26 protein-coding genes and 1 tRNA gene are annotated in these 26,235 nt (G+C 64.5%); 6 read left to right on the top strand and 21 right to left on the bottom strand.

Translation table 11 applies throughout. The annotated features are described in order from the left end of the window. Window positions 1-2: 2 nt before the first annotated feature. Together tig and ACWGPT_RS09160 are read right to left on the bottom strand one after the other, a co-directional pair. Window positions 3-1,499, bottom strand: a complete 1,497-nt coding sequence (gene tig, locus ACWGPT_RS09165; protein ID WP_452605270.1) for a trigger factor — start codon at window positions 1,497-1,499, stop codon at window positions 3-5. Window positions 1,500-1,643: 144 nt separating this feature from the next. Further along, a tRNA-Leu gene (locus ACWGPT_RS09160) sits at window positions 1,644-1,728 on the bottom strand. Window positions 1,729-2,281: 553 nt separating this feature from the next. Between ACWGPT_RS09160 and ACWGPT_RS09155 the strand changes: the two genes are divergently transcribed. From ACWGPT_RS09155 to trmFO, 3 genes are all read left to right on the top strand, one after another. Continuing rightward, window positions 2,282-2,428 (top strand): DUF1127 domain-containing protein, encoded by a 147-nt coding sequence (locus ACWGPT_RS09155; protein WP_452605269.1) that lies wholly within the window; start codon window positions 2,282-2,284, stop codon window positions 2,426-2,428. A gap of 237 nt (window positions 2,429-2,665) precedes the next feature. Next, entirely contained in the window at window positions 2,666-2,809 is a 144-nt protein-coding gene (locus ACWGPT_RS09150) for a DUF1127 domain-containing protein (protein ID WP_452605268.1), read from the top strand. A 114-nt stretch (window positions 2,810-2,923) separates the two neighbouring features. Next, entirely contained in the window at window positions 2,924-4,384 is a 1,461-nt protein-coding gene (trmFO, locus tag ACWGPT_RS09145) for a methylenetetrahydrofolate--tRNA-(uracil(54)-C(5))-methyltransferase (FADH(2)-oxidizing) TrmFO (protein WP_452605267.1), read from the top strand. Here trmFO and ACWGPT_RS09140 read toward each other — a convergent pair. From ACWGPT_RS09140 to yajC, 4 genes are all read right to left on the bottom strand, one after another. Continuing rightward, complete coding sequence (locus ACWGPT_RS09140; RefSeq protein WP_452605266.1) at window positions 4,339-4,794, bottom strand: hypothetical protein; 456 nt, start codon at window positions 4,792-4,794, stop codon at window positions 4,339-4,341. The genes trmFO and ACWGPT_RS09140 overlap by 46 nt on opposite strands. Before the next feature lie 70 nt (window positions 4,795-4,864). Further along, window positions 4,865-5,677 carry a phytoene/squalene synthase family protein gene (locus ACWGPT_RS09135; RefSeq protein WP_452605265.1) on the bottom strand — a complete coding sequence of 271 codons (813 nt, stop codon included), beginning with the start codon at window positions 5,675-5,677 and terminating at the stop codon, window positions 4,865-4,867. A 36-nt stretch (window positions 5,678-5,713) separates the two neighbouring features. Continuing rightward, window positions 5,714-6,100 carry an Mth938-like domain-containing protein gene (locus ACWGPT_RS09130; RefSeq protein WP_452605264.1) on the bottom strand — a complete coding sequence of 129 codons (387 nt, stop codon included), beginning with the start codon at window positions 6,098-6,100 and terminating at the stop codon, window positions 5,714-5,716. Window positions 6,101-6,173: 73 nt separating this feature from the next. After that, complete coding sequence (gene yajC, locus ACWGPT_RS09125) at window positions 6,174-6,524, bottom strand: preprotein translocase subunit YajC (RefSeq protein WP_452605263.1); 351 nt, start codon at window positions 6,522-6,524, stop codon at window positions 6,174-6,176. 195 nt (window positions 6,525-6,719) lie between these two features. Here yajC and ACWGPT_RS09120 point away from each other — a divergent pair, with 195 nt between their 5' ends. Next, on the top strand, window positions 6,720-7,592 hold the full coding sequence (locus tag ACWGPT_RS09120) for an ATP-binding protein (protein WP_452605262.1): 873 nt from the start codon (window positions 6,720-6,722) through the stop codon (window positions 7,590-7,592). Between the two features lie 51 nt (window positions 7,593-7,643). On the opposite strand, the gene ACWGPT_RS09115 is transcribed toward ACWGPT_RS09120, so the two are convergent. The 14 genes from ACWGPT_RS09115 to ACWGPT_RS09050 all read right to left on the bottom strand — a co-directional run bounded on the left by ACWGPT_RS09115 (window position 7,644) and on the right by ACWGPT_RS09050 (window position 23,619). Continuing rightward, window positions 7,644-9,185: a peptidoglycan DD-metalloendopeptidase family protein gene (locus tag ACWGPT_RS09115; protein ID WP_452605261.1), complete on the bottom strand. Its 1,542-nt coding sequence runs from the start codon at window positions 9,183-9,185 to the stop codon at window positions 7,644-7,646. Window positions 9,186-9,320: 135 nt separating this feature from the next. Beyond that, window positions 9,321-9,962 carry a protein-L-isoaspartate(D-aspartate) O-methyltransferase gene (locus ACWGPT_RS09110; RefSeq protein WP_452605260.1) on the bottom strand — a complete coding sequence of 214 codons (642 nt, stop codon included), beginning with the start codon at window positions 9,960-9,962 and terminating at the stop codon, window positions 9,321-9,323. A gap of 8 nt (window positions 9,963-9,970) precedes the next feature. Next, entirely contained in the window at window positions 9,971-10,747 is a 777-nt protein-coding gene (gene surE, locus ACWGPT_RS09105; RefSeq protein ID WP_452605259.1) for a 5'/3'-nucleotidase SurE, read from the bottom strand. Further along, complete coding sequence (serS, locus tag ACWGPT_RS09100) at window positions 10,747-12,030, bottom strand: serine--tRNA ligase (RefSeq protein ID WP_452605258.1); 1,284 nt, start codon at window positions 12,028-12,030, stop codon at window positions 10,747-10,749. Before serS ends, surE begins: the two co-directional genes overlap by 1 nt. Before the next feature lie 54 nt (window positions 12,031-12,084). Beyond that, window positions 12,085-12,909: a twin-arginine translocase subunit TatC gene (tatC, locus tag ACWGPT_RS09095; protein ID WP_452605257.1), complete on the bottom strand. Its 825-nt coding sequence runs from the start codon at window positions 12,907-12,909 to the stop codon at window positions 12,085-12,087. Beyond that, the gene (gene tatB, locus ACWGPT_RS09090; RefSeq protein WP_452605256.1) at window positions 12,906-13,538 is read right to left on the bottom strand and encodes a Sec-independent protein translocase protein TatB; all 633 of its coding nucleotides are present in this window, start codon (window positions 13,536-13,538) and stop codon (window positions 12,906-12,908) included. The genes tatC and tatB overlap by 4 nt, the downstream gene beginning before the upstream one ends. Window positions 13,539-13,571: 33 nt before the next feature. Further along, window positions 13,572-13,778 (bottom strand): twin-arginine translocase TatA/TatE family subunit, encoded by a 207-nt coding sequence (locus ACWGPT_RS09085; RefSeq protein ID WP_452605255.1) that lies wholly within the window; start codon window positions 13,776-13,778, stop codon window positions 13,572-13,574. Window positions 13,779-13,808: 30 nt separating this feature from the next. Continuing rightward, the gene (locus ACWGPT_RS09080) at window positions 13,809-14,918 is read right to left on the bottom strand and encodes an ABC transporter ATP-binding protein (protein WP_452605254.1); all 1,110 of its coding nucleotides are present in this window, start codon (window positions 14,916-14,918) and stop codon (window positions 13,809-13,811) included. Window positions 14,919-14,967: 49 nt separating this feature from the next. Next, window positions 14,968-15,687 (bottom strand): SMC-Scp complex subunit ScpB, encoded by a 720-nt coding sequence (gene scpB / locus ACWGPT_RS09075; RefSeq protein WP_452605253.1) that lies wholly within the window; start codon window positions 15,685-15,687, stop codon window positions 14,968-14,970. Beyond that, entirely contained in the window at window positions 15,674-16,507 is an 834-nt protein-coding gene (locus ACWGPT_RS09070; protein WP_452605252.1) for a segregation and condensation protein A, read from the bottom strand. Before ACWGPT_RS09070 ends, scpB begins: the two co-directional genes overlap by 14 nt. Window positions 16,508-16,533: 26 nt before the next feature. Continuing rightward, entirely contained in the window at window positions 16,534-17,550 is a 1,017-nt protein-coding gene (nagZ, locus tag ACWGPT_RS09065) for a beta-N-acetylhexosaminidase (RefSeq protein ID WP_452605251.1), read from the bottom strand. A gap of 102 nt (window positions 17,551-17,652) precedes the next feature. Then, window positions 17,653-20,520: an SPOR domain-containing protein gene (locus ACWGPT_RS09060; RefSeq protein ID WP_452605250.1), complete on the bottom strand. Its 2,868-nt coding sequence runs from the start codon at window positions 20,518-20,520 to the stop codon at window positions 17,653-17,655. A 67-nt stretch (window positions 20,521-20,587) separates the two neighbouring features. Further along, a complete protein-coding gene (argS, locus tag ACWGPT_RS09055) occupies window positions 20,588-22,345 on the bottom strand; it encodes an arginine--tRNA ligase (protein WP_452605249.1) in 1,758 nt (585 codons plus the stop codon). Window positions 22,346-22,401: 56 nt separating this feature from the next. Continuing rightward, window positions 22,402-23,619, bottom strand: a complete 1,218-nt coding sequence (locus ACWGPT_RS09050) for a deoxyguanosinetriphosphate triphosphohydrolase (RefSeq protein WP_452605339.1) — start codon at window positions 23,617-23,619, stop codon at window positions 22,402-22,404. Window positions 23,620-23,757: 138 nt separating this feature from the next. On the opposite strand from ACWGPT_RS09050, the gene erpA reads away from it, so the two are divergent. Together erpA and xth are read left to right on the top strand one after the other, a co-directional pair. Further along, entirely contained in the window at window positions 23,758-24,090 is a 333-nt protein-coding gene (erpA, locus tag ACWGPT_RS09045) for an iron-sulfur cluster insertion protein ErpA (RefSeq protein ID WP_452605248.1), read from the top strand. Between the two features lie 87 nt (window positions 24,091-24,177). Further along, window positions 24,178-24,972: an exodeoxyribonuclease III gene (gene xth / locus ACWGPT_RS09040; RefSeq protein WP_452605247.1), complete on the top strand. Its 795-nt coding sequence runs from the start codon at window positions 24,178-24,180 to the stop codon at window positions 24,970-24,972. Between the two features lie 28 nt (window positions 24,973-25,000). Here the strand turns inward: xth and exoR are convergent, their stop codons facing one another. Further along, window positions 25,001-25,804: an exopolysaccharide production regulator ExoR gene (exoR, locus tag ACWGPT_RS09035; RefSeq protein WP_452605246.1), complete on the bottom strand. Its 804-nt coding sequence runs from the start codon at window positions 25,802-25,804 to the stop codon at window positions 25,001-25,003. Between the last annotated feature and the right edge of the window lie 431 nt (window positions 25,805-26,235).

Genomic DNA, 26,235 nt, shown 5'->3' with positions numbered 1-26,235 from the left:
GATTATTCGGCGCTGTCGTCAGCGGCCTTCTTCTTCGGAGCGGCCTTCTTCTTCGGAGCAGCAGCTTCCTCGGCGCCTGCCTCGGCAGCTTCGTCCTTGGCAGCAGCCTTCTTCTTCGGAGCAGCCTTCTTCTTGGCCGGCTTGTCACCGCCCTCGGAACCTTCCTCGTCGTCAGCCAGAAGCTCTTCCTTGGAGACGGTCTTGTCGGTCACCGTGATCTCGGACAGCAGCTTGTCGACGACCTTCTCTTCGAAGATCGGCGCACGCAGCGAAGCGGAAGCGCCGGGCGTGTTGCGGAAGTAGTCGAGGATTTCCTTCTGCTGGCCCGGGAACTGCTGGAGCTGGGCGAAGAGAGCGCGCTGCATCTCTTCTTCCGTCACCTCGACGCCACCCTTCTCGCCGATCTCGGAGAGAACCAGACCGAGGCGGACGCGGCGTTCGGCGAGCTTGCGATATTCCTCGCGTGCTTCTTCCTCGGTCGTGTCCTCGTCCTCGAAGGTCTTGCCGGACTGGGCGAGATCGGTGTTGATCTGGCGCCAGATGTTTTCGAACTCGGCATCGACCAGGCCCTGCGGCGTGTCGAACTTGTACATCTCGTCGAGCTGGTCGAGGATCTGGCGCTTGACCTTCTGGCGGGTGACGTTGCCGTACTGGCCTTCGATCTGGCCGCGGACGATCTCCTTGAGCTTGTCCAGCGATTCGATGCCGAGCTTGGAGGCGAGTTCGTCGTTCAGTTCCAGGTCGGCAGGAGCCGCGACTTCCTTGACGGTAACGTCGAAGGTGGCTTCCTTGCCGGCAAGGTTTGCGGCCGGATAGTCAGCCGGGAAGGTCACGGTGATGGTCTTCTCGTCGCCAGCCTTGAGGCCGACGAGCTGGTCTTCGAAGCCGGGGATGAAGCGGCCGGAACCGAGAACCAGTTCGGCATCCTCCGCAGCGCCGCCGTCAAAGGCTTCGCCGTCGACCTTGCCGAGGTAGTTCATGGTGACGCGGTCGCCATCGGCGGCCTTGCCCTTCTTGGCTTCGTAGGTGCGGGCGCTTTCGGCGATCTTGAGGATCTGCTCGTTGACCTCGTCGTCGGAAACCTCGACGACCTCGCGCACGACCTTGATGCCGTCGGTCGGCTTCAGCTCGATCGGCGGGATGACTTCGTAGGACAGCGTGAATTCGAAATCGGCCTCGGCGTTGAGGATCTTCTCTGCCTCGGCTTCGTCTTCCGTCATGGTGACGGACGGCTGGGTCGCCGACTTCTCACCGCGCTCGGACAGGATCTGGGTCGGGCGCTCGCGAACAATCTCGTTGACCAGTTCGGCCATGATCGACTTGCCGTACATCTTCTTCAGATGCGCGACGGGCACCTTGCCCGGGCGGAAGCCGTTGATGCGGACCTTGTCCTTCGCGTCGGCAAGGCGCACGTTCATCTGTGCTTCCATGTCCTTGGCGGGAATGACAACCTTGATTTCGCGCTTCAGCCCTTCAGCGAGCGTTTCGGTAACCTGCATTTTAAAACCTTCATATCGTGGCGGCGGTGCTCAGACAGCCGTTGGTTTTCGATGAGCACGACGCCGGAACCTGAGTGACCGGCCGCGACTTCTGGAACGCTGATCTCTAGCCGCTGGCGGCTCCCGATCCTGCTCCTGCGGCTCTGGTGCGGGTAGAGAGACTTGAACTCCCACGCCTTGCGGCACCAGAACCTAAATCTGGCGTGTCTACCAATTTCACCATACCCGCGCTCCCGCCGCGCAAAATCCCCGCAAGGAGGCTTTCGGAGCGCGCGTCTCTATATCACCCGTTTTTTCCGGCGCAAAGGGAAAATGACGGCTCTGCGACGTGCGGAGACTTACGATCCACACACCGTTCGGCCTCAAGCGGCGGAACGGTTATTAACCATTCCTTAACCGCCATCATATAAGATATCCCTAATTCGATACAGCACTTTCGGAACGCGCCCGCCCACTCTCCGCGGGTCTGCAATCCGACCATTCGGCGGCATCTCCTCCTCCCTTGCCGTCGAAGACTGGCGACCCTCCTCCTCTAGCGCCAGTCGTGCAAATAGCGCCTGCCGGAATCCTCCCCCGGCAGGCGCTATTTTTTTGTCGGCGAAACCCGGCTCCTGAACAATCCTTAATCAATGGTTGACGCGGGATGGCGAAGGCGATGCACCTGGCGCATAGGTGGCATACAAACTTGCGCCTGTTACAGCTTTGCCGTGCATCTTATATTCCGGCCATGAAATTCAGCCGGCGCCCGATGCGCTGCCGGCGGCAGCAAAAAGAGGCAGACCATGAACATCGCACGCAAACTCAACAACTGGCGCAAGTACCGCGAAACCGTAAGCGAACTCGACCGCATGAGCGATCGTGAACTCAACGACCTCGGGATCGGCCGCAGCGACATCCGCCGCGTTGCCCGGAACGCCGTCGGCTTCTAAGCGCCGCCTGACCAATCAAGGTGTGAAAAACGCTCCGTTCGCGGGGCGTTTTTTTGTTTTTCACCCACAGCCTGCGAGCCTCAGGCGCCGCCCAAGGAACCGGCAGCGCCCAATAGTTCGGCAACCCCTCGCTTAATTGCATGGCAGTCGCTCAAACTTTGCACTGCACAATGTTATTATTCGCGTGTATAACACCGCCATCGCCGGCCCCGCCGGTATGAACCCCGAGGAACCATCATGAACCCGATCCGCTTTGCCAAGAACTGGTTGAGCTATCGTCGTACGATCAACGAACTGGGCGGCTTGTCCAACCAGGCGCTCAACGATATCGGCCTGACCCGCTACGACATCCGGCACGTCGCCTCCCGCTCCTTCCGCTAAACGCGGACAGGATGCGCCGCGGCGCAGCCGAACAGCCTACAAGATTTCGCTAAGGCACCTGCTCGGGTGCCTTTTTGATTCCGCCCCCGGCAAACGCGTGATATGAGCGCGCCCATGACCGATAAGACCGTTTCTCCCATTCATGTCGTCGGCGGCGGGCTCGCGGGCTCCGAGGCTGCCTGGCAGATCGCCCAGTCCGGAATCTCCGTCATCCTGCACGAAATGCGCGGTGTGCGCGGAACCGACGCCCACAAGACCGACGGCCTTGCCGAACTGGTATGCTCCAACTCGTTCCGCTCCGATGACGCGACCTCCAATGCGGTCGGCGTCATCCATGCGGAAATGCGCCTCGCCGGCTCGCTGATCATGGCCTGCGCCGACCGCAACCAGGTGCCGGCGGGCGGTGCGCTTGCGGTGGATCGCGACGGGTTTTCCGATGCGGTCACCAAGGCGATCTCGGAAAATCCGCTGATCACCGTCGTCCGCGAGGAAGTGCAGGGCATTCCGCCGGCCGACTGGGACCTCGCGATCATCGCGACGGGCCCCCTCACCTCGCCGGCGCTCGCCGCGGCGATCCAGGCGGAGACGGGCGAGGATTCACTCGCCTTCTTCGACGCGATCGCGCCGATCGTCTACCGCGAAACCATCAACATGGACGTCTGCTGGTACCAGTCGCGCTACGACAAGGTGGGACCCGGCGGAACCGGCAAGGACTATATCAACTGCCCTCTCGACGAGGCGCAGTACAATGCCTTCATCGATGCCCTCATCGCGGGCGACACGGTGGGCTTCAAGGAATGGGAAGGCACGCCCTATTTCGACGGCTGCCTGCCGATCGAGGTCATGGCCGAACGGGGCCGCGAGACGCTTCGTCATGGGCCGATGAAGCCGATGGGCCTGACGAATGCCCACAACCCGACGGTCAAGCCCTATGCGGTCGTCCAGCTTCGGCAGGACAATGCGCTCGGCACGCTCTACAACATGGTCGGCTTCCAGACGAAGCTGAAATACGGCACCCAGGCTGAGATCTTCCGGATGATCCCGGGGCTCGAGAACGCCGAGTTTGCGCGCCTCGGGGGCCTGCACCGCAACACCTACATGAACTCGCCGACATTTCTCGACCGGACGCTCGCCCTCAAGAGCCGCCCGGGCCTGCGCTTTGCAGGCCAGGTCACGGGCTGCGAGGGCTATGTGGAGAGCGCGGCGATCGGCCTTCTGGCCGGACGCTTCGCCGCGGCGGAACGCAAGGGCGTTACCCTTCCGCCGCCGCCCGCCACGACGGCCTTCGGCTCGCTGCTCGGCCACATCACCGGCGGCCATCTCGTTTCGCATGACGAACCGGGCAAGCGCTCCTTCCAGCCGATGAACATCAACTTCGGGCTTTTCCCGGAACTGGAGCCGGGATCGATCACCAAGCCGGAAGGCGTCAAGCGCTTTCGCGGCAAGGAAAAGGCGATCATGAAGAAGCAGCTGATGGCCGCGCGCGCCCTCAGGGACTGCGCCGCCTGGCTCGGGCTTCCTCCCGAAACTCAGGCTTCGTCTTCGGCGACGTCCATGTCGGTAGAACTGACGTAGGTTCCGAGCAGCCAGAGCGAGACCTCGGCTGCCTCGGTTTCCGTCCTGAAGGTGAAGAGGCCGTTATTGGCCGGCGAGTCGAGGAATTCGACCGCAAGGCTGCAGGCGTCCGCCTGTCCCTGCACGCGGACGCGGCCCGGCTTGATGAGATAGCAGGTATAGTGCTTCGCATGGCTGCGCATGATGCCGGTCTTGCCGTCATGCAGGCGGATGAAGACCGCCTTCCCGTCCGCCGTGGAATGCAGTTCCCGGACGGCCTCGTTCGGGAAGGCGCGACCGAATTCGAGAAGCGCGAAACCCGGATCGTTCAAGCCCTCTTCTCCGCGGTCCCGTCGTGCCATGCGGGTGGCGTAGTAGGCAAAAAGCGCGATCAGCACGAAGATGATCGACCAGACGATGACAGAGTTCACGTCCCTGCTCCCTGAGATGGACACCCGGCTGCCATAGCCGACCAGCCTTGCGCGAGCCGTTGCCCGGTTGTCAGAACCGCTGCCGGAACTGCGCCCTCAGCATGCGCAACTGGCGACGCCATTGCGGCGGGGCGACGCTTTCCTCAAGCAGGCGCGCCCCTTTCCGGCCCGCATCGCGCAGGACAGGTTCGGCGAGCGAGACCGGCAGATAGGCTGGAAATACGGACCGCGGAAGCGGGCCCGCATCCCGCGCCTTCGCGAGATGCTCGAGGCCGAGACCCGCGAAGGCTTCGATCGCGGCCGAGATCCGGTCGCGCTCCTGCCCCGCGAGGAAGGTATCGCGATCGAGCCCGGTCGCCGCCAGGATGTCGAGCGGAATATGGAGCTGGCCGCGTCGGCGGTGGAGCGGCATGAGAAGGAGAAGCCCGGCGATCGCCTGGGCGACGCCGGCGTGACCTGCCGCGTCGGCGGTCCCTGCCGCTTCGCCCGGATCGAGCACGAGACTTGCGAGCTGGATCAGCGCCGAGGCCGTCTCGCCGGCATAGCCTTCCAGTTCGTTGCGGCCGGGGAACGGGTCGTTATAGAGATCTCCGACCCGCGCATCGATCATCGCGAGGAATGTCTGCCGCGGCAGCCGATGGGCACCGATCGTCGCGAGAAGCGCAGCGGCAACCGGATTTCCGCCGGCATCCCCGTGGGCGGCGCCCTCGATCAGGTCACGCCACCACTGGAGGCGTATTTCACCCGGAAGCGCTTCGTGCACCACGTCGCGAACGCGGGCAATCTCGGCGTTGAAGGCATAGAGCGCGGCGAGCGCGTCCCGTTTGTCCTCGGGCGACAGAAGGCATGCGAGATACCGGTCGCGGTCGGTCTCGCGAAGCATCGAAAGAACTATGTCGGAACCGGAGGCCACCCGCGCTCACACCGCGATCAGGGCGGCAGCGACGGCGCGCGCTTCGGAGAGCATGACGTTGTAGGTCCGAACGGCCGCCCCGGTGGACATAGGGTCCGATGCGATGCCGCGGGCCTTCAGCGCCGCCTTGACCTGTTGCGGGATCGGGCGAAGCTCGAGGCCCGTGCCGACGAGCAGGACTTCGATGCCCTCAGCTTCGTCCAATACCTTGGCGAGCGCGTCGACCATCAGCGGCTGGCCTTCGGCAAGATCCCAGCCGTGGATCCCGGAGGGCAGGCAGAGGAGCGAACCGCGATGGGACATGTCGGCGAACCGGAAACCGCCATTGCCATAGGCATCGATCGGTGCGCGGCCCGGAAAGTGGGTGTCCCGGATTTCAATTCCCTTTGGCACTATACGTGCCTCCTTGCGTTCTCCGCGAGGCGGAGGAGTTGCGGCGCGCCCCCGGGGCACGCCGCACGAGGCATCAGGATGCGGGAGCGTCGGTCTTGACCGGCTCGCCCTTCACCCGCACTTCGGCAACATAGGCGCGCAGCGCGCGGACCTTGACGCCTTCGGCGATCTCGACCTCGACCTCGTTGTCGTCGATGACCTTGGTGACCTTGCCGGCAATGCCGCCGCCGAGAACGACGTTGTCGCCACGGCGGATGTTGGACAGCATTTCCTGCCGCTTCTTCAGCTGCGTGCGCTGCGGACGGATCAGGAAGAAGTACCAGACCACCATCAGCGGCGCGAAGAGAAACAGCATTTCGAGGCCGGAACCCATCGCAGACGGGGCTGCACCTTCCGCCTGGGCGAATGCTTCGGTGATGAACATCGAGTACTCCATGATTGACAGGAGCCCAACGCCCCCTTTTTGCAAGTGGCCGGAATATAATTGTGCCCACCCTGAATGCAACAGAAACAGGATGCTGCGCGTACCAAATCCACGACTGGCTGGCTTTTGCAGGCCGATGCAGCGTGCTAACCGCTGACCAGGGACGTTCAACACCAATTCAGCAGGGAGGATGCCGTGGCCGAGGAACTCAATCAGCGCCTGCTCGCGGAAGTGTCGCGCCTTGCCGACGCCCTGGAACGGCTGGCCGGCCCGCCTCCCGCCGCCAACGACTGGTCGTCGGCCGACTGCTTCGTCTGGGTGCCCGCAAACCAGCGGCTGCAGCCCGTGCCGCGTCCGAACCGGGTGGCGCTTTCGCTGATCCGCGGCGTCGATCACGTGCGCGACATCCTGCACGAGAACACGCTGCGTTTTGCCGAGGGCTATCCCGCCAACAACGTGCTCCTGTGGGGCGCCCGCGGGATGGGAAAATCCTCGCTGGTCAAGGCGGTGCATGAGGACGTCCGCGCCTCCGTCCAGGGCGCGCTGAAACTCGTCGAGGTGCATCGCGAGGACATTGCGTCCCTGCCGCTGCTTCTCGATATCCTCAAGGTCTCCGGCCAGCGCGTCATCGTCTTCTGCGACGATCTCTCCTTCGATCACGACGACACCGCCTACAAGTCGCTCAAGGCGGCACTCGACGGCGGCATCGAAGGGCGGCCCGACAATGTGCTCTTCTACGCAACGTCGAACCGGCGCCATCTTTTGCCGCGGCACATGATGGAAAACGAGCAGTCGACCGCCATCAACCCGTCGGAGGCGGTCGAGGAGAAGGTGTCGCTATCGGACCGGTTCGGGCTGTGGCTCGGCTTCCACAAATGCAGCCAGGACGACTACCTGACGATGATCGACGGCTATGCCGACTACTTCGGTCTCCCGCTGCAGCGGGACGAGCTTCACCGCGAAGCGCTCGAATGGGCGACCACAAGGGGCGGACGCTCCGGACGCGTCGCCTGGCAGTATATCCAGGATCTCGCCGGTCGGCTGCGGCTGCCGCTGGAGCGCAAATAACGAAAAGCCCGGACGAGCCGGGCTTTTCCGCATTCCCTGAAACGCACTACTCTACTCAAGGAATGTAATCGGGTTGACGGGCGTCGCGTCCTTGCGAACCTCGAAGTGAACCTGCGGACGCTTCGCGTCGCCGCTCATGCCGGAACTGGCGATGGTCTGGCCACGGGTGACCTTCTGGCCGCGGGCAACGTTGAGAGCGCCGGCATGGCCGTAGACGGTGACCTTGCCGTCGTCATGGCGCACCAGGACCGTATTGCCGAGCTGCTTCAGGCCGTTGCCGGCATAGATGACGACGCCGTTCTCGGCGGCCTTGATCGGCGTGCCTTCCGGGACGGAGATGTTGATGCCGTCGTTGCGGCTGCCTTCGACGTTCTGGCCGAAGCCTGCGATGACGGCGCCATTGACCGGCCAGCGATACTTGCCGATGCCGGTTGACTGCGGAGCCGCGGCCGTGACGTCCGACTTGACGGCAGCTTCGGAGACGGATGCCGTCTCGACCGGCTTCTGGGCCTCGGCGGGCTGCGCCTGCACGACCGGCTTTTCGGCGACGGGTGCGGCGGCGGGGGCTGCCGGCACCTGCCGGACGGATGCCGTCTTGACCGGGTCGGTCGCGACCGGTGCCGAGGAGGCCGAGAGGCTGAGGACCTGGCCGATGCGGATACCTTCGTTCGTCAGGCCGTTCGCCGCCTTCAACTGGTCCACGGAGATGCCGTTGGCACGGGCGATCTTCGTCAGCGTGTCGCCCGGCTGGACGGTATGGGTCCCGCCCGCACCGGCAGGCGGCGTGACCTTGCCCGGCTGGGCCATGGACTTGTCGCGGGCCGGCGTCGGCAGGACGGCAACCTTCTGTTCCGGCTGTTCGACCGGAGCCGGCGCCTTGTTCTGCAGATCGATGTCACCGGCGGCGACCTTGGCGGAATTGCTCGCCGGGCCGAAGGTCGGAATGACGACGGACTGGCCGGCGACGAGCTTGCCATTGTTGGCGCGCAGGATCTCGCGTTCCGGAACGCCGTAGCGACGCGACAGCGTGGCCGCCGACTCGCCTGCCTTCAGCGTCACCTGCGGTGCGTTGACGGTCGACCAGCCGGAGGTCGTCTTGACGGTTCCGGTCGTCAGGTCGTCGGAAGCAGCCGCGGCGGGCGCCGGACGCGCGGCACTCGGGGAATTGGAAGGGAACGGCTGTGCGAGCGCCTGCTGGCGAGCCGCCATGTCGTTGCCGGCAACGGCGCCACCGGGAGGCTCGAGTTCCGTGCGCTGCACGCTTGCCGGAGCCGACGCGGACCGCGCCGCCGAAGGAATGGAGACATAGTCGCCGCCGGCGGAAGGATAGGGCTGCGACGGCGCGGCGGGCTGATTTCCGTAACCGCCGGCGGGCGCCGAAGCGACATCGCCGCGCGGGACCGGGGCCCGGCCGTAGGCGCCTGCTCCCTGTCGTTGCGGAATGGACGCCGTGGTGAGCGAATCCGTATCGGAGAACAGACCGGAAAATCGCGTCGCATCAGAACTGCAGCCCGTGGCAGCGCTGGCGAGCAATACGGCACCTGCAATCCGGAGAAGTGATTGACGGGACTTGAGCGAACTCTTGATACGCATGACTCGACCTAACGTGACGCAACCATCGTTGGGTGAGATTAAAGCGTGTTAGTCTTACTGGCGGGTTAAAGCGCCGGTACGGAATTTGAATTTTTTCTAATTTGGTAACCATGCCACCCTGGGCGGCGGCAAATGTCAAAGTGCTGCCGCAATATGGGGGACGAGCGGCAGATAGGGCGCGGGAAAGAGATCCTCGCGGTCGAAGCGGCTTCCGGTCTTCGTGAGCCGCATCATCATGCAGGAACCGTCCTCGCGGATGAGAGGCGCGATCATCGCTCCGCCGGACACCAACTGCTCGGCATAGAAGCGCGGCATCGACGTGAAGGCCCCGGTGACCAGGATGCGGTCGAAGGTCCCCTCGCCCGGCATGCCGTTTATGCCGTCGGCCTGGCGGATCACGACGTTGCGGAGGGAAAGCTTGTCCATGCGGCCCTGGGCGCCCGTCACCAGCGTCCTGTACCTATCGACGGACAGGACCCGCTCCGCAAGCCGGCCGAGGACCGCGCCGGTGAACCCGCTACCCGTGCCGATTTCGAGCACGCGCTGGCCGGGCTTCACCTGCAAATGGTGGAGCATGCGGACGGCGAGATCGGCGCCTTCCATGAAGGCCCCACATTCGATCGGGATCGTCCTGCCCGAATAGGCGTCGGCCGCCACTGCCGCAGGCACGAACAGTGAGCGCGGCGTCTGCTCGACGGCGGTCAGAAGGTCGAGGTCGGAAATGCCCTCGGCCCGCAAACGCAGCACGAGCGCGGCAAAACCCTCTTTCTCGACCATGCTGGGCTTCAATCGGCCACTCCGAATCCAAGCGCTTCCGCGAGGCGATCCTGTACCGAATGATCGGTGAGGTCCAGCTTGAGGGGTGTGACGGATATCCGGTTGTGCTTGACGGCGTGGATATCGGTCCCTTCCCGAAAGTGACCGAGCCGTTCGCCAAACCTCAGCCAGTAATAGGGAAGCCCCCGGCCGTCCCGCCGTTCATCGATCGTCAGGCCGAAATCCAGCTTTCCCTGCGAGGTCACCTGGACGCCCTGGACATCCTTGGGCGCGCATTTCGGGAAGTTGAGGTTCAGGAAGGTTCCGTCCGGCAGATCGACATCGCTCAGCTTGCGGATGAGCTGCGGCGCGTAGGCTTCCGCTGTCTCCCAGGGAACGATACGGCCGCCTTCGGCATCATGATGGTAGGCCTGGCTCAGCGCGAAGGAGCGCACGCCCTGCAGCGTGCCTTCGATCGCCCCCGCGATCGTGCCGGAATAGGTGACGTCGTCGGCCATGTTGGCCCCGGCATTGACGCCGGAGAGAACGAGGTCCGGCTTTTCCGGAAGGACCTGGCGGATGCCCATGATGACGCAGTCGGTCGGCGTGCCGCGGAGCGCGAAGTGCTTGTCGCCCACCTGCCGCAGCCGCAGAGGCTCCGATAGAGTCAGCGAATGGGCAAGACCGCTCTGGTCGGTTTCTGGTGCGACGATCCAGACGTCGTCGGAAAGCTGGCGGGCGATGCGCTCCAGCGCCGCCAGGCCCTCCGCATGGATTCCGTCGTCATTGGTGAGCAGGATGCGCATCAGGCGCCCCGTTCAATTCTCGTGATGCCGCCCATGTAGGGGACAAGTGCGTCCGGGACGCTGATCGACCCGTCCTCGTTATAATAGTTCTCCATGACCGCAATCAGGCAGCGCCCCACGGCGGTCCCCGATCCGTTCAGCGTGTGGACGAACCTGAGCGCCTTGTCGTCCTTGACGCGGTAGCGGGCATTCATGCGGCGGCCCTGGAAATCGCCGCAGACCGAACAGGACGAGATTTCGCGATAGGTGTCCTGGCCGGGCAACCACACTTCGATATCGTAGGTCTTCTGCGCGCCGAAGCCCATGTCGCCGGTGCAGAGCGTCACGGTGCGGAAATGCAGGCCGAGGCGCTTCAGGACCGTCTCGGCGCATTCCGTCATCCGCTCATGCTCGGCGATGGAGCTTTCGGCGTCGGTGATCGAGACGAGTTCGCACTTCCAGAACTGGTGCTGGCGCAGCATGCCGCGCGTGTCGCGGCCGGCAGAACCCGCCTCCGAGCGGAAGGACGGCGTCAGCGCCGTAAAGCGCAGCGGCAGCTTTTCCTGCTCCAGCACTTCGCCGGCGACGAGGTTGGTCAGCGTCACCTCGGCGGTCGGGATCAGCCAGCGGCCATCGGTCGTGCGGAAAAGATCCTCGGCGAACTTGGGGAGCTGCCCGGTGCCGTACATGGCCTCGTCGCGCACCATCAGCGGCGAGGAGACTTCCGTATACCCGTGCTCGGTGGTGTGCAGGTCGAGCATGAACTGGCCGATGGCGCGTTCGAGCCTCGCGAGCGGCCCCGTCAGGACCGTGAAGCGCGAGCCGGAAAGCTTCGCCGCCCGCTCGAAATCCATGTAGCCGAGCGCCTCGCCGATCTCGAAGTGCTCCTCCGCGGCGTGGTTCCAGCCGGGCTTCTGCCCGACGACGTGCTTGACCACGTTGTCGTTCTCGTCCCTGCCGACCGGGACGTCGTCGAGGGGAATGTTCGGGATGCGCGACAGGGCGTCGTCGAGTGCCGACACGACCTCCCGCTCCTCCTGCTCGGCGGCGGGCATCGTGTCCTTGATCGTCGCGACCTCGGACTTCAGGCGTTCGGCAAGCTCGGTGTTCTTCTGCGCCATGGCCGCGCCGATCTCCTTGGAGGCGGCGTTGCGGCGGGACTGCATGTCCTGGAGCTTCTGAATGACGGCGCGGCGCTTCTCGTCGAGCGCCAGCAGGGTGGCCGCCATCGGTTCGGCGCCACGTTTTCCAAGCGCTTCATCCAGCGCCTGGGGGTTTTCACGAATCCACTTGATATCGAGCATCGTTCCTGGCCTTTCCAGCGGAACGCAGCACTCTCGCGGGCAAGGCAGAAAAGCCTAGGCCTTGTCCGTATCGGCAAGGTCCGACGCGGCAGGTTCGGCAAGAGCCTCCTCGGCGCGCTTGCGCTCGACGAGTCGTGCGGCGTAGATGGAAATCTCGTAGAGAAGGATAGTTGGCAGCGCAAGGCCGATCTGGGAGAGCGGATCCGGCGGCGTCAGGACGGCCGCGACGACGAAGGCGATGACGATCGCGAACTTGCGCTTCTCGCGCAGCCAGTCGCTCGTCAGCAATCCCACCCTCGCGAGAAGCGTGGTGACGACCGGCAGCTGGAACACCAGGCCGAAGGACAGCACCAGCGTCATGATCAGGCTGAGATATTCCGACACGCGCGGCAGGAGCGAGATTGCCATCTCGCCTTCCTCCGGCGCCTGCTGCATGGCGAGGAAGAACCACATCACCATCGGCGTGAAGAAGAAATAGACGAGCGCCGCGCCCATCAGGAAGAGGATCGGCGAGGCCACCAGGAATGGCAGGAAGGCTGCCCGCTCGTTCTTGTAGAGGCCCGGCGCGACGAACTTGTAGATCTGTGAGGCGATGACCGGAAAGGCGATGACCAGCGCCCCGAACATGGCCACCTTCACTTGGGTGAAGAAGAACTCCTGCGGCGCGGTGTAGATCAGCTCGGACTTGGTGACGTCCATGTCCGCCCAGGTCACCGCCCACCTGTAGGGGACGACCAGGAAGTTGAAGAGATCCTTGGCGAAGAAGAAGCAGACGAGGAAGGCGACAAAGAACGCGCCGAGCGACCATATCAGCCGCGTACGCAACTCGATCAGATGCTCGATGAGCGGCTGCGGCTTGTCTTCGAGATCACCGCTCATGCATCATCCTTCGGCGTTACGGATTTCCGCGGGGCTCGCTTGCGGGGAGCCGGCTTTTCGGCCGCCGTCTCTGCCGCTGCGTCCTTCGCGGGGGTCTTGGCTCTTGGAGCCCTGCTTACCGGCGCATCCGCCGTTTTTCTCACCGCCGGCGCCTTGCGCCTGGCCTTCTCCGGTGCCGCCGCGACGGCAGCCGCCGCGGGAACCGGGATGTCGGGGGGCGTGGACGGAAGGCTCATGGCCGGAGGCGGAACCGTCACCGGCGCCGGCTGCTCAGCCGGGACAATCCCCTCCACGACGGCCTGGGCCTCGACGTCGGGCGTCTCGACGCGCGTCGACTTCTCGAGGTCCTTGCGGATATCCTGGCCCATCTGGCGCAGCGGATTGATCGCGTCGCGAAGAGCGTTGGACGGATTGAGCTTCTGCGCATCCGAGATCGTCTTGCGCACCTCGTCCATGTCGGACTCGCGCAGCGCCTCGTCGAACTGCGTGCGGAACTCGCCCGCCATTTTGCGAAGCGTGCCCATCATCCGGCCGAACGCCCTCAGCATCGGCGGCAGGTCCTTCGGACCAACCACGACGATGAGAACGATCCCCACTACGAGAAGCTCGGTCCAGCCGATATCAAGCATTCAACAAGGCTCCTCGACCCCGGTCCGACAAGATCAGGTCCGAGTGCTTTCCTTGGTATCCTCGGACTTATGCTCGACGGTCTTGGTCGTATCAGGAGTATCGTCTTCGCTGATGCCCTTCTTGAAGCTCTTGATGCCCTTGGCGACATCACCCATCAATTCCGGAATCTTGCCGCGACCGAAGAGCACGAGCACGATCACCAGAACGATCAGCCAATGCCAAACACTGAAGGAACCCATAACTGCAACTCCAATTCTGTTTTTCTCGATTTATGCTGTTTGATCTGCTTTTTCAAATACCAAAATGTCCTGCGGAGCCGCTCCGAGCGTGACCTCGGTCAGACCCGGCGGCAGGAGATCCGCCCGTACACGGGCCCGGACGAGTTCCTCGCGACCCGAAACAGCCAGATTCAGCACTTCCACCACGCCGAGGAAGCGTCGGGAGCGGATTCTGGCCTCGATCGGCCCGCCCTGCGGCAAAACGCGCACGTCCGAAAGACGCACCGCAATGGAGACCTCGGCCCCCTCGCCGATGTCGCGGACGGGAACCGTCCCCAGCGGCGTCTCGACCATCGCCCCCCGCACCACGCCCGAGAACTCGTTGATCTCGGAGAAGAAGGCGGCGGCGAAGAGATCCCGCGGAGCCCTGTAGAGTTCCTCGGCACTGCCGACCTGCACGAGGCGGCCGTCCCGCAGAAGCGCGATCCGGTCCGCCATCCGCATGGCCTCCTCGGCATCATGGGTCACGACAATGGCGGTAGCGCGGCTTTCGCGCAGGATTGCGAGCGTATCGGCGCGAATTGCGTCCTTGAGGCGGGAGTCGAGCCCGGAAAACGGTTCGTCCATCAAGAGGACGCCCGGACGCGGTGCAAGCGCGCGCGCCAGCGCCACCCGCTGCTGCTCGCCACCGGAAAGCGCATGGGGGTACTTGTCGGCATACCGGGCGAGCCCCACCCGTTCGAGGGCTGCCTTCGCGGCCGCCGCCGCCTCGTGCCCGGTCAGCGCCGTCAGCCCGAAACGGACATTGTCGAGCACCGTCATATGCGGAAAGAGGGCAAAGTCCTGGAACATCAGGCCAATGCCGCGCTTTTCGGGCGGCAGGAAGGCGGCGGGGCCGGCAACCTCCCGACCGTCTATGACGACCCGCCCACCGGTCTGGGCCTCGATGCCTGCCGCGATTCGCAGCAACGTCGTCTTGCCGGATCCCGAAGGGCCGAGCAGGCAGAGGACCTCCCCGGGCTCGGCCGTCAGCGAAATGCCGCGGATCGTCGCCTTGCCGTGATAGCTGTGCCGGATATCCTCGAAGGTGAGCCGCGAGGCGAAAGAAACGCCTGCCGCCCGGGTGATCGGTGTGCCCTGGCTCTGGGGATCGGAAGTCATCACATGCTCGCAGGCTGAAGCCCGGTCGAGGGCTCACGATAAGATGACTTCATTCCTCTTCTTCACCGCTCGGTGTCAAGAGACCGAGTTCCTCGAGATCGAGCTGGGTGATCGGATCCTCGTCGTCCGACAGGTCGTCGGACATCGTCGGGATCGGCACCTGGAAGTTCGGCGGGATGCGGCCGGACAGCAGCCCCGCACCCTTCAGTTCATCGAGCCCCGGCAGGTCCCGCAGTTCCTCCAGCCCGAAATGGTCGAGAAAATCGGGCGTCGTGCCGAGCGTCACCGGGCGGCCGGGAGAGCGCCTTCGTCCGCGAAAGCGTATCCAGCCCGCCTCCATCAGGACGTCGAGCGTTCCCCTCGACGTCTGCACGCCGCGGATTTCCTCGATCTCGGCCCGCGTCACCGGCTGGTGATAGGCAATAATGGCCAGGACCTCGAGAGCGGCGCGCGACAGCTTGCGCACCTCGTTCTCGTCCTTGCGGATCACGAAGGAGAGATCGGCCGCGGTGCGGAAGGCCCACCGGTCGCCGCTGCGGACGAGGTTCACGCCACGCGCGGCGTAGCGTTCGGCAAGCCCCTGCATGACCTGCGTCACCGGGGCGCCGCGCGGCAGGCGTTCCGCAAGGAAGGCTTCGGAGACGGGCTCGGCGGAGGCAAAGACCAGCGCCTCCGCGATCCGCTCGACCTCGAGAAGCGAAAAGCTATCCTCCGGCGGCGCTCCGGCCTGCCCTTCCCGCTCGTCCTCGTCCTGGTCAGAAGCCGTCAACAGGCGCCTCCTGGACGATCGCGGGGTTGCGCCCCTGGCGGAGGTAGATCGGCTGGAAGGCGCCGTCCTGGCGGATCTCCATCTTGCCTTCCCGGACCAGTTCCAGCGAGGCGGCAAACGCACTCGCCGTCGCGGTCACGCGGTCGCGCGGCGACAGGTAGCGGAGAAGATAATGCTGCAGGACCGTCCAGTCGGTGATCTCGCCGAGCATGCGGGTCAAAAGCTCCCGCGCATCGGAGAGCGACCAGACATTGCGCTTTTCGATGGTTACCTGCGTGATGGCGTGCCGCTGCCGGATGTTGGCATACGCGGAGAGGAGGTCGAAGAGGCTTGCGTCATATGCCGACTGGACGCGATGAGGAATGTGCTCGGGAGCGCCGCGCGCATGCACGTCGCGGCCGACCTGATTGCGGTTGACCAGCCGGGTGGCGGCTTCGCGCATCGCCTCCAGCCGCTTCAGACGGAAGGCGAGCGTCGCCGCCATTTCCTCGCCCGTCGGCCCCTCGTCGCCCTTCACCTGCTGCGGTATCAGGAGCTTCGATTTCAGGAATGCGAGCCACGCGGCCATGACGAGATAGTCGGCGGCGAGCTCGATGCGGACGCGCCGCGCGCTGTCGATAAAGGCAAGATACTGTTCCGCAAGCGCCAGCACCGAGATGCGCGCAAGGTCGACCTTCTGGGACCGTGCGAGGTGAAGCAGCAGGTCGAGCGGGCCTTCGAAGCCGCCCACGTCGATGACCAGCGCCGGCTCGTCGGCCGCCCGCTCGGGGGCGTCCTGCCAAAGCTGGTCCATCGGAATGGAACTCTGCGCGATGTTCATCCTCGTTTCCGACCATGGCGTCGACGTCAGGCGATCGAGAGCAGGCTCCAGAACTCCTGACGCAGCGCGGCTTCGTCCAGTGCGTCCGCGGGGCCTAAGGCGGTCTCCACGGCTTCTGCCCGCCGAAGCGCATCGCCAGCGAGCGGCTTTGCTTCTTCAACGACAGCCTTCATTTCGTCCATCATCCCGTTGCAATGCAAGATGATATCGCAGCCACCCCCAGCTATTCGCCGGGCGCGCTCGCCGATCGTTCCCCGCAGCGCGTTCATCGAGGTGTCGTCCGACATCAGAAGCCCGTCGAAGCCGATGGTGCCGCGGATGACGTCGTCGATGACCCGGGGCGAGGTCGTCGCCGGCTGATCGGGATCGATCGCGGTAAAGACGATGTGCGCGCTCATCGCCATCAGTTCGTTCCTCAAGGCGCGGAACGGCACGAAATCATGCGCCTCGAGTTCCGCCAGGCTCGCGTCCACCACCGGGAGTTCGTGGTGCGAATCCGCCATGCCGCGCCCGTGGCCGGGGATATGCTTCATGACGGGCAGGACGCCGCCGGCCTTCAGCCCATCCGCCGCCGCCTGGCCCATGTCGGCCACCAGCATGGGATCGAAGCCGTAGGCACGGTCGCCGATGACGTTGCTGGCCCCCCTTACCGGGACGTCGAGCACCGGCAGGCAGTCCACATTGATGCCGAGGCGCAGGAGATCGAAGGCATGCAGGCGCGACATCAGCCAAGCCGCCCGCAGGCCTTTTTCCCGGTCCTGCGCGTACAAGGCGCCGAGTTCCGCGGCCGGCGGATACTTTTCCGCAAGCGGCGGCCGGATGCGCTGGACGCGCCCGCCCTCCTGGTCGATCAGGACCGGTGCGGCCGGGCGCCCGACCGCGTCGCGCATCGCCGCGACCAGGTCGGCCACCTGCGCGGCCTCCTGGATGTTTCTCGCAAAGAGGATAAAGCCCCACGGACGCTCGTCCCTGTAGAGGGCCAATTCGTCGGCGGTCAGTTCGGAGCCGCTCGCACCCAGGATCATTGCTTTTGATTCGCTCATGCCCGGATCATAGACGCCGCGGACGCAAAGGCGAATGCCGCGGGCATGAACGAAAATCGGGGCCGCGAAGGCCCCGATCGTCAATTCAGTGCCGGCTCGGCCCTACTGGGCGACGAGGCAGCTTCCGCCGGCGGCACGATAGCTCTCGCAGAGCGACACGGCATCGGCCTTGCTGCCTGCCGGGATGCGCACGCGGTAGAACGTTCCCTTGCCGGCGATCTCGGCCTTCTTGATGTCGACGCCGCGGCCGCCGATGACGGAGCCGAACTTCGACGAGAGGTTCTGGTACGACTTCTGGGCGTCCGCTTCGCTCGGGAGCGATGCGATCTGGATGACATAGCCGCCCGGAGCAACCGCTGCGACCTGTGTCGCGGGCGCAGGTGCTGCAGCCGGTTGTTCCTGCGTAGGCCGCAGGTTGCCGCGATCGCTCACAGCCGCGACGACATTGACCGGCTGTTCGGCCGGACGCGCAGTCGGAACCGGAGCCGCCATGCCGGACATAGCCGGGGCATCGTCGGTCATCTCGGCTGCAACCGGCGCAGTGTCGGCAACACCTGTGGAAACCGGAACGATGCCGGCGACACCGGCCGCATTTGCCTGCGGCTGAGCGGCGACAGGCGCGTCGGGAACGGCGGCCACTTCGACCGTCTTCACCGAGGCGGCGGGCAGCTTGTCCGTTTCAGGCGAACGGGCGGGCTCGGCGACAGTCGCGGGCTCGGCAGGCACTTCCTGCTCGACCAGCGTGCCGTCGGGGCGAACGATCATCGTCTTCACGCGGCGCGGCATCACCGCGACCGTCTGCTGACCGGCTTCGGAAGGCAGCGCCTCGGCCTCGTCCGGCAGGAGACGATCGTCCTGCATCAGCCCGCCTGCATCGGCATCTTCGGCGGTGGCAATATCCTGGCCTTCCAGCGGAAGCGAGTCGGTCATCAGCGTCTTCTGGACGACATCGACCGGTTCTTCGCTGGTAGAGATCAGGGTCTCCTGCTTGGGCGCTTCCATCGCCGCACCGGCGACGCGGTCATAGACGGCCTTGTCCTGGTTGGGGACGGTCTTTCCGCCGGGGTTTTCCGGCAGCACCTTCACGGGGTCGGTATCGGCGGCGATGACGATCGGCCCGCCGTTGTCCGCAACGGTGGAATCGTCACCGGAGAGGAAGGCATAACCGATCGATCCGCCGATCAGGACGACACCTGCGATGGCAAGCGGCAAGGAAATGGACGGCAGCGACAATCTCTCGCGCGCCGGGATGAGGCCTGTGGCCGGTGTCATGACATCCGCATAGGAAGGCTGCGGCTGGGGCGCCAGCGGAGCGGTGAGGCTGCGGCGGAAATCCTCTTCGAGGGCCCGCTCGAAGTCGTCGAGATCCGGATAGGCAGCCGGCGGAGGCGTCTGCTGGGCGGCGCCCTCGACGGCGGAAACAGGAACAGGCTCGTCAGCTTCGGCCTCGAGCGCGGGAGACGCCCGCAGCAGCGCCGAAAGCTCGCCGTCGAGATCGAAATCATAGTCGTTACGCTGGGGCGCTACGGGCTCGTCTTCCTCGATGTGAAGATCCGGAACGTCCAGGTGTGCGACGGGCTCGGGCTGGTCTTCACCGTCCGTGATCATGGACGCGTCGAACGGAAGATCATCGAGCTGCGCCACTGCCGGTGCCACGGTTTCGGCAACGCTGCGGACCGGAGCGGTCGTGGCGACGGGTTCCGTCACCAGGGGCTGAGGAGCAGCCCGGGCGATCGGCGACCAGCTTGCGGTATGCTGGATCGGAGCAGGCGCGGCGACAGCCTGAGGTATTGGCTGAGTTAGTGCCTGAGCTACGGGCTGCGGCGTCACCGGCTGCACTGCCGGCTGCGGTGCAAATACCGGCTGCGACGGCGATGCGACGGCGGATGGTGATACCGAAGCCGCGGCGGGCCGAGGCTCGGCAAAGAGTGGCTGCTCGTCGTCCAGCATTAGGTCGGAAAGATCGAAATCCAGATCGTCGAGCGCGAGTTCGAAATCATCGACCACGAATTCGTCGGCCAAAGCCGGCTCGACCGCACGGCTTGAGCCGGTCGCGATCTCGAAGCCTGCAACGTCAGATCCGGCGGATGCAGTCGCTGCGGCCTGCCGGCGCGTCACGGCTTCCGCCCACTTCTCGTGGCCATCGCCGACGGAAGGGATCGCAGTATCACGCGCCGCATTCGCCATCGAATGACGAGAAGCGTCGCCGATCAGCGCGTCGAGGTCGGAAAGATCCGCCGGTATCGCCAGCTCATGTCCGGAGGCGGGAGCGAGGTCATCGCGGGAGAACACATCGACGGAAGGGACCGCGACAGCCTCTTCCTTCGGCGGCGTCACGGCAGCCGCGGGCGACACCTCGCCGCGTGCGGAAGGATCGGAGCCGAGGTCGCGGGCAATGTTGAAATTGGCAAGCGGCATGCGGAAGCCGGGCGTGTACCCTCCCCTCCGCACCGGTTGAGCCTGAGGCTCGGCGGGCGCCGGCTCGGCAGCCCTGAACGGCGCCTCCCCGAGCGCGAGTTCGAGCTCGTCGGCGAGATCGAACTCCGTTGCACCTTCCACGTCCGGCGTCTCGTCGAGCCGCCCGGGTGCATCCGTGTCCGGTTCCGGCAGGGTATCGGCGAGGATCGTCTCGTCGAAGAACTGCTCCTCTGGTTGGCGCTGGTCGTTCGCGGCAATCCAGTCCAGTTCCTCGGGCTCCACCGCCTCCATCGGGGAAGAGACCGCGGCCTCATCCACGGATGGCGCGAAACTCTCGGCGGGCAGCCGGGAACGCGGGGAATCGTAGCGCTCGAATTCGCGCAGCAATTCGTCCTCAAGGTTGAAGGCGGGCTCGCGGCGCTCGGTCACCGGGGACCTTGGCACCAGGCGCTCGTCGTAGCCGACAATACGGGCGAGTTCCGCCAGCGGATCGTCTTCGGCAAAGAAGTCCGGACCGTCATTCCGGCTACGCGCAAGGTTATCGTCTGCCATTACTTGGTCCACCCACCTACACTTACTCGGGGCATTGCCAGTGCTTTGTGGGGAAATGGTGGCGACGCTATCGCATTTCTTCCGGCGCGGCAGTGCCCGTAATGGCCAAGCCCGACTTCAAAACAGACGCGACAGCGTGCACCAGCCCAAGTCTGGCAATGCTCAATTCTCGGTCCTTATCGTTAACAAAACGTAAGTCAGGCTGATCCTTGCCCTTGTTCCAGTGGGCGTGGAAGAAACTTGCCAGATCGTAAAGGTAAAAAGCAAGGCGATGAGGCTCCTGCGACAGTGCTGTCGCCTCAATTAGCCGTGGATACTCCGCGATCTTGGCGATCAGCTGGATTTCGCTGTCATCCTCGATGAGTTTTGCCGATGCGGCGAGATCGAGCGAATCAATGTCGAGATCGGGAAACGCCTCGCGCGCCTGGCGGAAAACCGACATGCAGCGGGCATGCGCATACTGCACGTAGAAGACCGGATTGTCCTTCGACTGCTCCGTCACCTTGGCGAAGTCGAAGTCCAGCGGCTCGGAACTCTTGCGATAGAGCATCATGAACCGGACGGAATCGCAGCCGACCTCCTCGACCACTTCGCGCAGGGTGACGAAGTCGCCGGAGCGCTTCGACATCTTCACCGGCTCGCCGTTGCGGTAGAGCTTGACCAGCTGGCACAGGAGCACCGTGAGCTTCGCGTCGCCGCCCGAAATGGCGCGCGCAAGGGCCTCGAGCCGCTTGACGTAGCCACCGTGGTCGGCGCCCAGCACGTAGATCATCTCGTTGAAGCCGCGGTCGAACTTGTCCTTGAAGTAGGCGACGTCGGCCGCGAAGTAGGTATAGCTGCCGTCCGACTTGATCAGCGGCCGGTCGATGTCGTCGCCGACGTCGGTCGAGCGGAAGAGCGTCTGCTCGCGGTCCTCCCAGTCCTCCGGCAACTGCCCCTTCGGCGGCGGCAGCGTGCCCCGATAGACATGCCCCTTGAAGGTGAGGTCGTTGATGGCGGTCCGGATGCGCTGCGCACCGTCCGCATGCAGCGTGTATTCCGAGAAGAAGACGTCGTGATGGACGTTGAGAGCGGCAAGATCCTCGCGGATCATCGCCATCATCGCGTCGATGGTCCGCCGCTTGACGAGAGGCATCCACTCGTCTTCCGGCATGGTGAGCAGGCGGGTGCCGAACTCGTCGACGAGCGCCTGGCCCACCGGGACCAGATAGTCGCCGGGATAGAGGCCGGCCGGGATTTCACCGATCGTCTCGCCGAGCGCCTCCCGATACCGCAGGAAGGCGGAGCGGGCGAGAACGTCGATCTGGCTGCCCGCGTCGTTGATGTAATATTCCTTCGTCACCTCGTAGCCGGCGAAGGCGAGGAGATTTGCCAGTGCATCGCCGACGACGGCGCCGCGGCAATGGCCGACATGCATCGGGCCGGTGGGGTTGGCCGAAACATATTCCACGTTGGTCTTGAGGCCGGCACCCATGGTCGAGCGACCGAAATCGGTCCCCGCCTCGATCATGGCGGCGAGCAGCCGCTGCCAATAGGCCTTGGTGAGCCTGACATTGATGAAGCCCGGACCGGCGACGGTCACTTCGCTCACGTCCGGATCCTGCTTCAAGGCCGTGCAGACGAGGTCTGCCAGCGTGCGCGGATTTGTCCCTAGGGGCTTTGCGAGGACCATGGCCGCATTCGTCGCGACATCGCCATGGCTGGGATCGCGCGGCGGCTCCACTGTGATGCGGCCGAAATCAATCTCTGCGCGCTTTTCCTTGACAAGGTCGATGGTTTCCAGCGCGTCCTTGATGCGGGTCTCGAAGTCGGCAAAGAGGTTCATGTCCGTATGTCCGCCTGGGGCGGTTCCTTAATAGGCCGTTACTGATGGCGCGATGCCTAACTCAAATCGGGAGTATGGTCAAACAATGCGCGATGGGCCTTGACCGCATAGGAATCCGTCATTCCGGCGAGATAATCCCCGACATGGCGCGCGCGCGCCGGGTGCGAAAGACCCTCGATGTGCTGCACCCAGTAGTGGCTGCGCATGAGCGAAGGCCTGTCCATGTAGGCGCCGAAGAGATCGGTGACGATCTGCGCCGCCCCGGTCCGGATGCGCATGATGTCCGGATGCCGGTAGATGCGGGAAAACAGCAGTTTCTTGATCTGCCGATCGGTCTCGGCCATGGCCGGCGAGAAGGTGGCGATGATCCGCCCGCAGGCCCGCACGTCGGCGCTGGAGCGCGGCCTGATCTCGGCGAGGTTCTGCTGGGCGTAGCCGATGACGTCCTCGACCATCCGGGTAATTTGCCGGCGCATCAGTTCGTGGGTGAACCGGCTGGGCTCCAGATCGGGGTAGCGATCGCGAACCTCCTTCATCAGGCCGGCAAGGAAGGGAATGTCCTCGAGCATCCCGAAATCCAGGTAGCCGGCGCGCAGGCCGTCGTCGATGTCGTGGGTGTTGTAGGCGATGTCGTCGGCGATCGCCGCCACCTGCGCCTCCAGGCTCGCAAAGGTCGCCAGTTCCAGGTCGTTGAGCGCGCAGTAATCGCGTATGGGCTGGGGGACGGGGCCGCGGGTCCCCTCGCCTTCCGGCGTCAGCAAGGGGCCATTGTGCTTCACCAGCCCCTCCAGCGTCTCCCAGCTGAGGTTGAGGCCGTCGAAATCGGCGTAGCGCCGCTCGAGCTTGGTGACGATCCGCAGCGACTGGGCGTTGTGGTCGAAGCCGCCATAGGGTTTCAGCGCCTCGTCGAGGGCATCCTCGCCCGTGTGGCCGAACGGCGTGTGGCCGAAGTCGTGGACAAGGGCGACGCCCTCGGCGAGGTCCTCGTCGAGCTTCAGCGCCCGGGCGAGCGCGCGGGCGATCTGGGCGACCTCGATCGTATGGGTGAGGCGTGTGCGGAAATGATCGCCGTCCGGGCTGATGAAGACCTGCGTCTTGTGCTTGAGGCGCCTGAAGGCGGTCGCATGGACGATGCGGTCCCGATCGCGCTGGAATTCCGAACGCGTGAGGCTGCCCTCCTCCGGAAACAGGCGGCCGCGCGACGCCCAGGGATTGGCCGCATAGGCCGCCTTTTCGCCGCTGCCATAGCCGAGCGCCTCTTTGTCGATCGTCATCAGTCCCATACCCTTTCGCAGGCTCTCGCGCTTGTCGGCCCATTGACGTGCCATTTAAGCGTTCATACCTATAGTGCAATGCGGCTACAGCCGAGACTATCAACCTTTCCCGAGCCTTGAACCCGGGCAGGAGACGAGATGAACAACCCGAATGTCACGCTTTCAGACGCGGCAGCCAAGCGCATCCGCGAAATCCTCGCAGGCGAAGAAGGCAAGCAGGCCTTGCGCGTTTCGGTCGAGGGTGGCGGATGTTCCGGCTTTTCCTACAAGTTCGACCTTGCCGACGCGCCGGCGGACGACGACACGATCGTCGCCAACGGCGACGCGAAGGTGCTGATCGACAGCCTTTCGCTGGCCTATATGGACGGCTCGCAGATCGACTTCGTCGACAACCTTCTGGGCCAGTCCTTCCAGATCAACAATCCGAACGCCGTCGCAAGCTGCGGCTGCGGCACCAGTTTCTCCATCTAGGCTTCCTCTCGCCGCCTTCACTTGATATCGGGCTTCCAAACGGCGGCAGGTCCGTTACAACGGGGCTGAACGAGGAGCGGCAGGACGATGAAGATAGCCACCTGGAACATCAACGGCGTGAAGGCGAGGATCGACAACCTGCGCCAGTGGCTGACGGATTCCCAGCCGGACATCGTCTGCCTGCAGGAGATCAAGTCGGTCGACGAGAATTTCCCGCGATTCGAGATCGAGGCGCTCGGCTATCACGTCGAGACGCATGGCCAGAAGGGCTTCAACGGCGTCGCGCTGCTTTCGAAGATCCGGCCGGACGAGGTCATCCGCGGCCTGCCGGAAGAAGACGGCGACGATCAGTCGCGCTATATCGAGGGGGTCTTCTCCGTTTCAGGCGGCGTGATCCGGGTCGCGTCGATCTACCTGCCCAACGGCAATCCCGCCGACGACCCGATCAAGTATCCCTACAAGCTTCGATGGCTGGACCGGCTGGCCATGCATGCCGCCAACTGCCTTGCCCGGGAAGAGCCGCTCATCCTTGCCGGCGACTACAATGTCATCCCGGAGCCGCACGACTGCTACGACCCGGCCGTGTGGGCGACCGACGCGCTCTTCCTGCCGCAGACGCGGGCCGCGTTCCGCCGGCTTGAAGTCCTCGGCCTGACGGACGCCGTCCGCGCGACGAATGACGCGACGAAGCTCTATACGTTCTGGGATTATCAGGCCGGGGCCTGGCAGAAGAACAACGGCATCCGCATCGACCACCTGCTGCTGTCGCCGGAGGCTGCCGATCGGCTGCGCTCGACGGCGATCGAGAAGCATGTGCGCGCGTGGGAAAAACCGTCCGATCACGTGCCGGTGGCGGCAATCTTCGATTTCGAGGCCGCCTGACCGCGTCAGGCGTCGCCTGCGCCAAGGGCTACTGCACTCCGCCGTGCGCGGCCATTTCCTGCGAAAGCGCCACGGCGACGCGGCGATCCTGCTCGTTGGCGACCGAGAAGGCCTGCTCCTGCAGGTCCTGCATCCAGTCGCAGTCCACCGGGTTGCACCGGTTGAGCGCCGCCGTCATGAAGGCGAGGCCCCGGACCGTATGGCCTTCCTGGAAAAGCAGGTCCCCGAAAACCGCCATCGCTCCGGGATGGCCACTCTTTCGCGCCTGGTTCAGCCACTTCTTCGCCTGCTGCACGCTGGCGCCGCCGCCCTCGCCCGCCAGCATCATCCGTGCCAGTTCGAACTGGGCGTCTGCAACACCGAAAGCGGATGCCGCCTGGAAATAGAGCTGCCGGGCCTGTGAAAGATCGCGCCTGACCGGCGTGCCGGCAATGCCGTCGCGGTAATAGCCGGCAAGCGACATCAGAGCATTGATGAAGAAGCCGGTATCCTCAGAGCCCGGCTCGATGCCGGCCGCCGCGATCTCGTTGTAGATCTTGAAGGCTTCGAAATCGTCCTTGGTCACGCCGTCGCCATCGGCATACATGTTGGCGAGCGCCCAGCGGGAGCCGGTATGCCCCTTCTCGGCGGCATAGCGGTAGGCTTCCACGGCGTCTTCCTTCTGCCCGTTCTTGTAGGCATTGAAGCCGAACTTGAAGAGGTCGAACGGGCCCGATTCCTTCGTTACGCCCGACTGGATGTCGAATGCTGCCGCAGGGCCGGCCGCGGCGGCAGAGGCCAGAGAAATGCCCAGGAGCAAGATACGCAAGGAACCCGATTTCATCGACGACATCGTTCAAACTCTTCCGGCCGGCGAGACGGCGACGTCCATCAGCCTCATTGTAAATTCCGCCAGGGCACGACCGCATGGGAGCGTTCCGACCGGCGTGATGCCGATGGGGAAATGGAGACAGGAAGAGTAGCCTGCCTTTTCGGCAAGACTGGGACGCAGGTGTGGCCTTATTGAAGAACTTGCCTTGCGCCCCCCGAAGCGCAAGGCATTGCCCCCCTCGCTTCGCCGATCCATCATAAACCCGCCCATGGTACTCCAGACATTACGCGACCCCGCCCCCGCGGTCCGCCGCTTTCAGACTTATCGCTGCTCCCGGTTTGTGGCGGGAAATGGACAAATTCGCCGCCTCCGGCCCACATGCCGACTCTCGCAAAGAGATGTTGCCAAATCGTCACAATCGCGCTGGCGGAGAAACAAATAGCAGCCCACAA

It is taken from the genome of Pseudorhizobium sp. NPDC055634 (assembly GCF_053618655.1).
Note: the sequence above shows the minus strand (reverse complement) of the source record. Positions and strands in the feature narration are given on the sequence as shown.

Excerpts from the sequence above, each read along its gene's own strand:
- tig (WP_452605270.1), bottom strand. The coding sequence starts at position 1,499 with ATGCAGGTTACCGAAACGCTCGCTGAAGGGCTGAAGCGCGAAATCAAG.
- ACWGPT_RS09155 (WP_452605269.1), top strand. The coding sequence starts at position 2,282 with ATGAACATCGCACGCAAACTCAACAACTGGCGCAAGTACCGCGAAACC.
- ACWGPT_RS09150 (WP_452605268.1), top strand. The coding sequence starts at position 2,666 with ATGAACCCGATCCGCTTTGCCAAGAACTGGTTGAGCTATCGTCGTACG.
- trmFO (WP_452605267.1), top strand. The coding sequence starts at position 2,924 with ATGACCGATAAGACCGTTTCTCCCATTCATGTCGTCGGCGGCGGGCTC.
- ACWGPT_RS09135 (WP_452605265.1), bottom strand. The coding sequence starts at position 5,677 with ATGCTTCGCGAGACCGACCGCGACCGGTATCTCGCATGCCTTCTGTCG.
- yajC (WP_452605263.1), bottom strand. The coding sequence starts at position 6,524 with ATGTTCATCACCGAAGCATTCGCCCAGGCGGAAGGTGCAGCCCCGTCT.
- ACWGPT_RS09115 (WP_452605261.1), bottom strand. The coding sequence starts at position 9,185 with ATGCGTATCAAGAGTTCGCTCAAGTCCCGTCAATCACTTCTCCGGATT.
- ACWGPT_RS09110 (WP_452605260.1), bottom strand. The coding sequence starts at position 9,962 with ATGGTCGAGAAAGAGGGTTTTGCCGCGCTCGTGCTGCGTTTGCGGGCC.
- surE (WP_452605259.1), bottom strand. The coding sequence starts at position 10,747 with ATGCGCATCCTGCTCACCAATGACGACGGAATCCATGCGGAGGGCCTG.
- serS (WP_452605258.1), bottom strand. The coding sequence starts at position 12,030 with ATGCTCGATATCAAGTGGATTCGTGAAAACCCCCAGGCGCTGGATGAA.
- tatC (WP_452605257.1), bottom strand. The coding sequence starts at position 12,909 with ATGAGCGGTGATCTCGAAGACAAGCCGCAGCCGCTCATCGAGCATCTG.
- tatB (WP_452605256.1), bottom strand. The coding sequence starts at position 13,538 with ATGCTTGATATCGGCTGGACCGAGCTTCTCGTAGTGGGGATCGTTCTC.
- ACWGPT_RS09085 (WP_452605255.1), bottom strand. The coding sequence starts at position 13,778 with ATGGGTTCCTTCAGTGTTTGGCATTGGCTGATCGTTCTGGTGATCGTG.
- ACWGPT_RS09080 (WP_452605254.1), bottom strand. The coding sequence starts at position 14,918 with ATGACTTCCGATCCCCAGAGCCAGGGCACACCGATCACCCGGGCGGCA.
- ACWGPT_RS09070 (WP_452605252.1), bottom strand. The coding sequence starts at position 16,507 with ATGAACATCGCGCAGAGTTCCATTCCGATGGACCAGCTTTGGCAGGAC.
- nagZ (WP_452605251.1), bottom strand. The coding sequence starts at position 17,550 with ATGAGCGAATCAAAAGCAATGATCCTGGGTGCGAGCGGCTCCGAACTG.
- ACWGPT_RS09060 (WP_452605250.1), bottom strand. The coding sequence starts at position 20,520 with ATGGCAGACGATAACCTTGCGCGTAGCCGGAATGACGGTCCGGACTTC.
- argS (WP_452605249.1), bottom strand. The coding sequence starts at position 22,345 with ATGAACCTCTTTGCCGACTTCGAGACCCGCATCAAGGACGCGCTGGAA.
- ACWGPT_RS09050 (WP_452605339.1), bottom strand. The coding sequence starts at position 23,619 with ATGACGATCGACAAAGAGGCGCTCGGCTATGGCAGCGGCGAAAAGGCG.
- erpA (WP_452605248.1), top strand. The coding sequence starts at position 23,758 with ATGAACAACCCGAATGTCACGCTTTCAGACGCGGCAGCCAAGCGCATC.
- xth (WP_452605247.1), top strand. The coding sequence starts at position 24,178 with ATGAAGATAGCCACCTGGAACATCAACGGCGTGAAGGCGAGGATCGAC.
- exoR (WP_452605246.1), bottom strand. The coding sequence starts at position 25,804 with ATGTCGTCGATGAAATCGGGTTCCTTGCGTATCTTGCTCCTGGGCATT.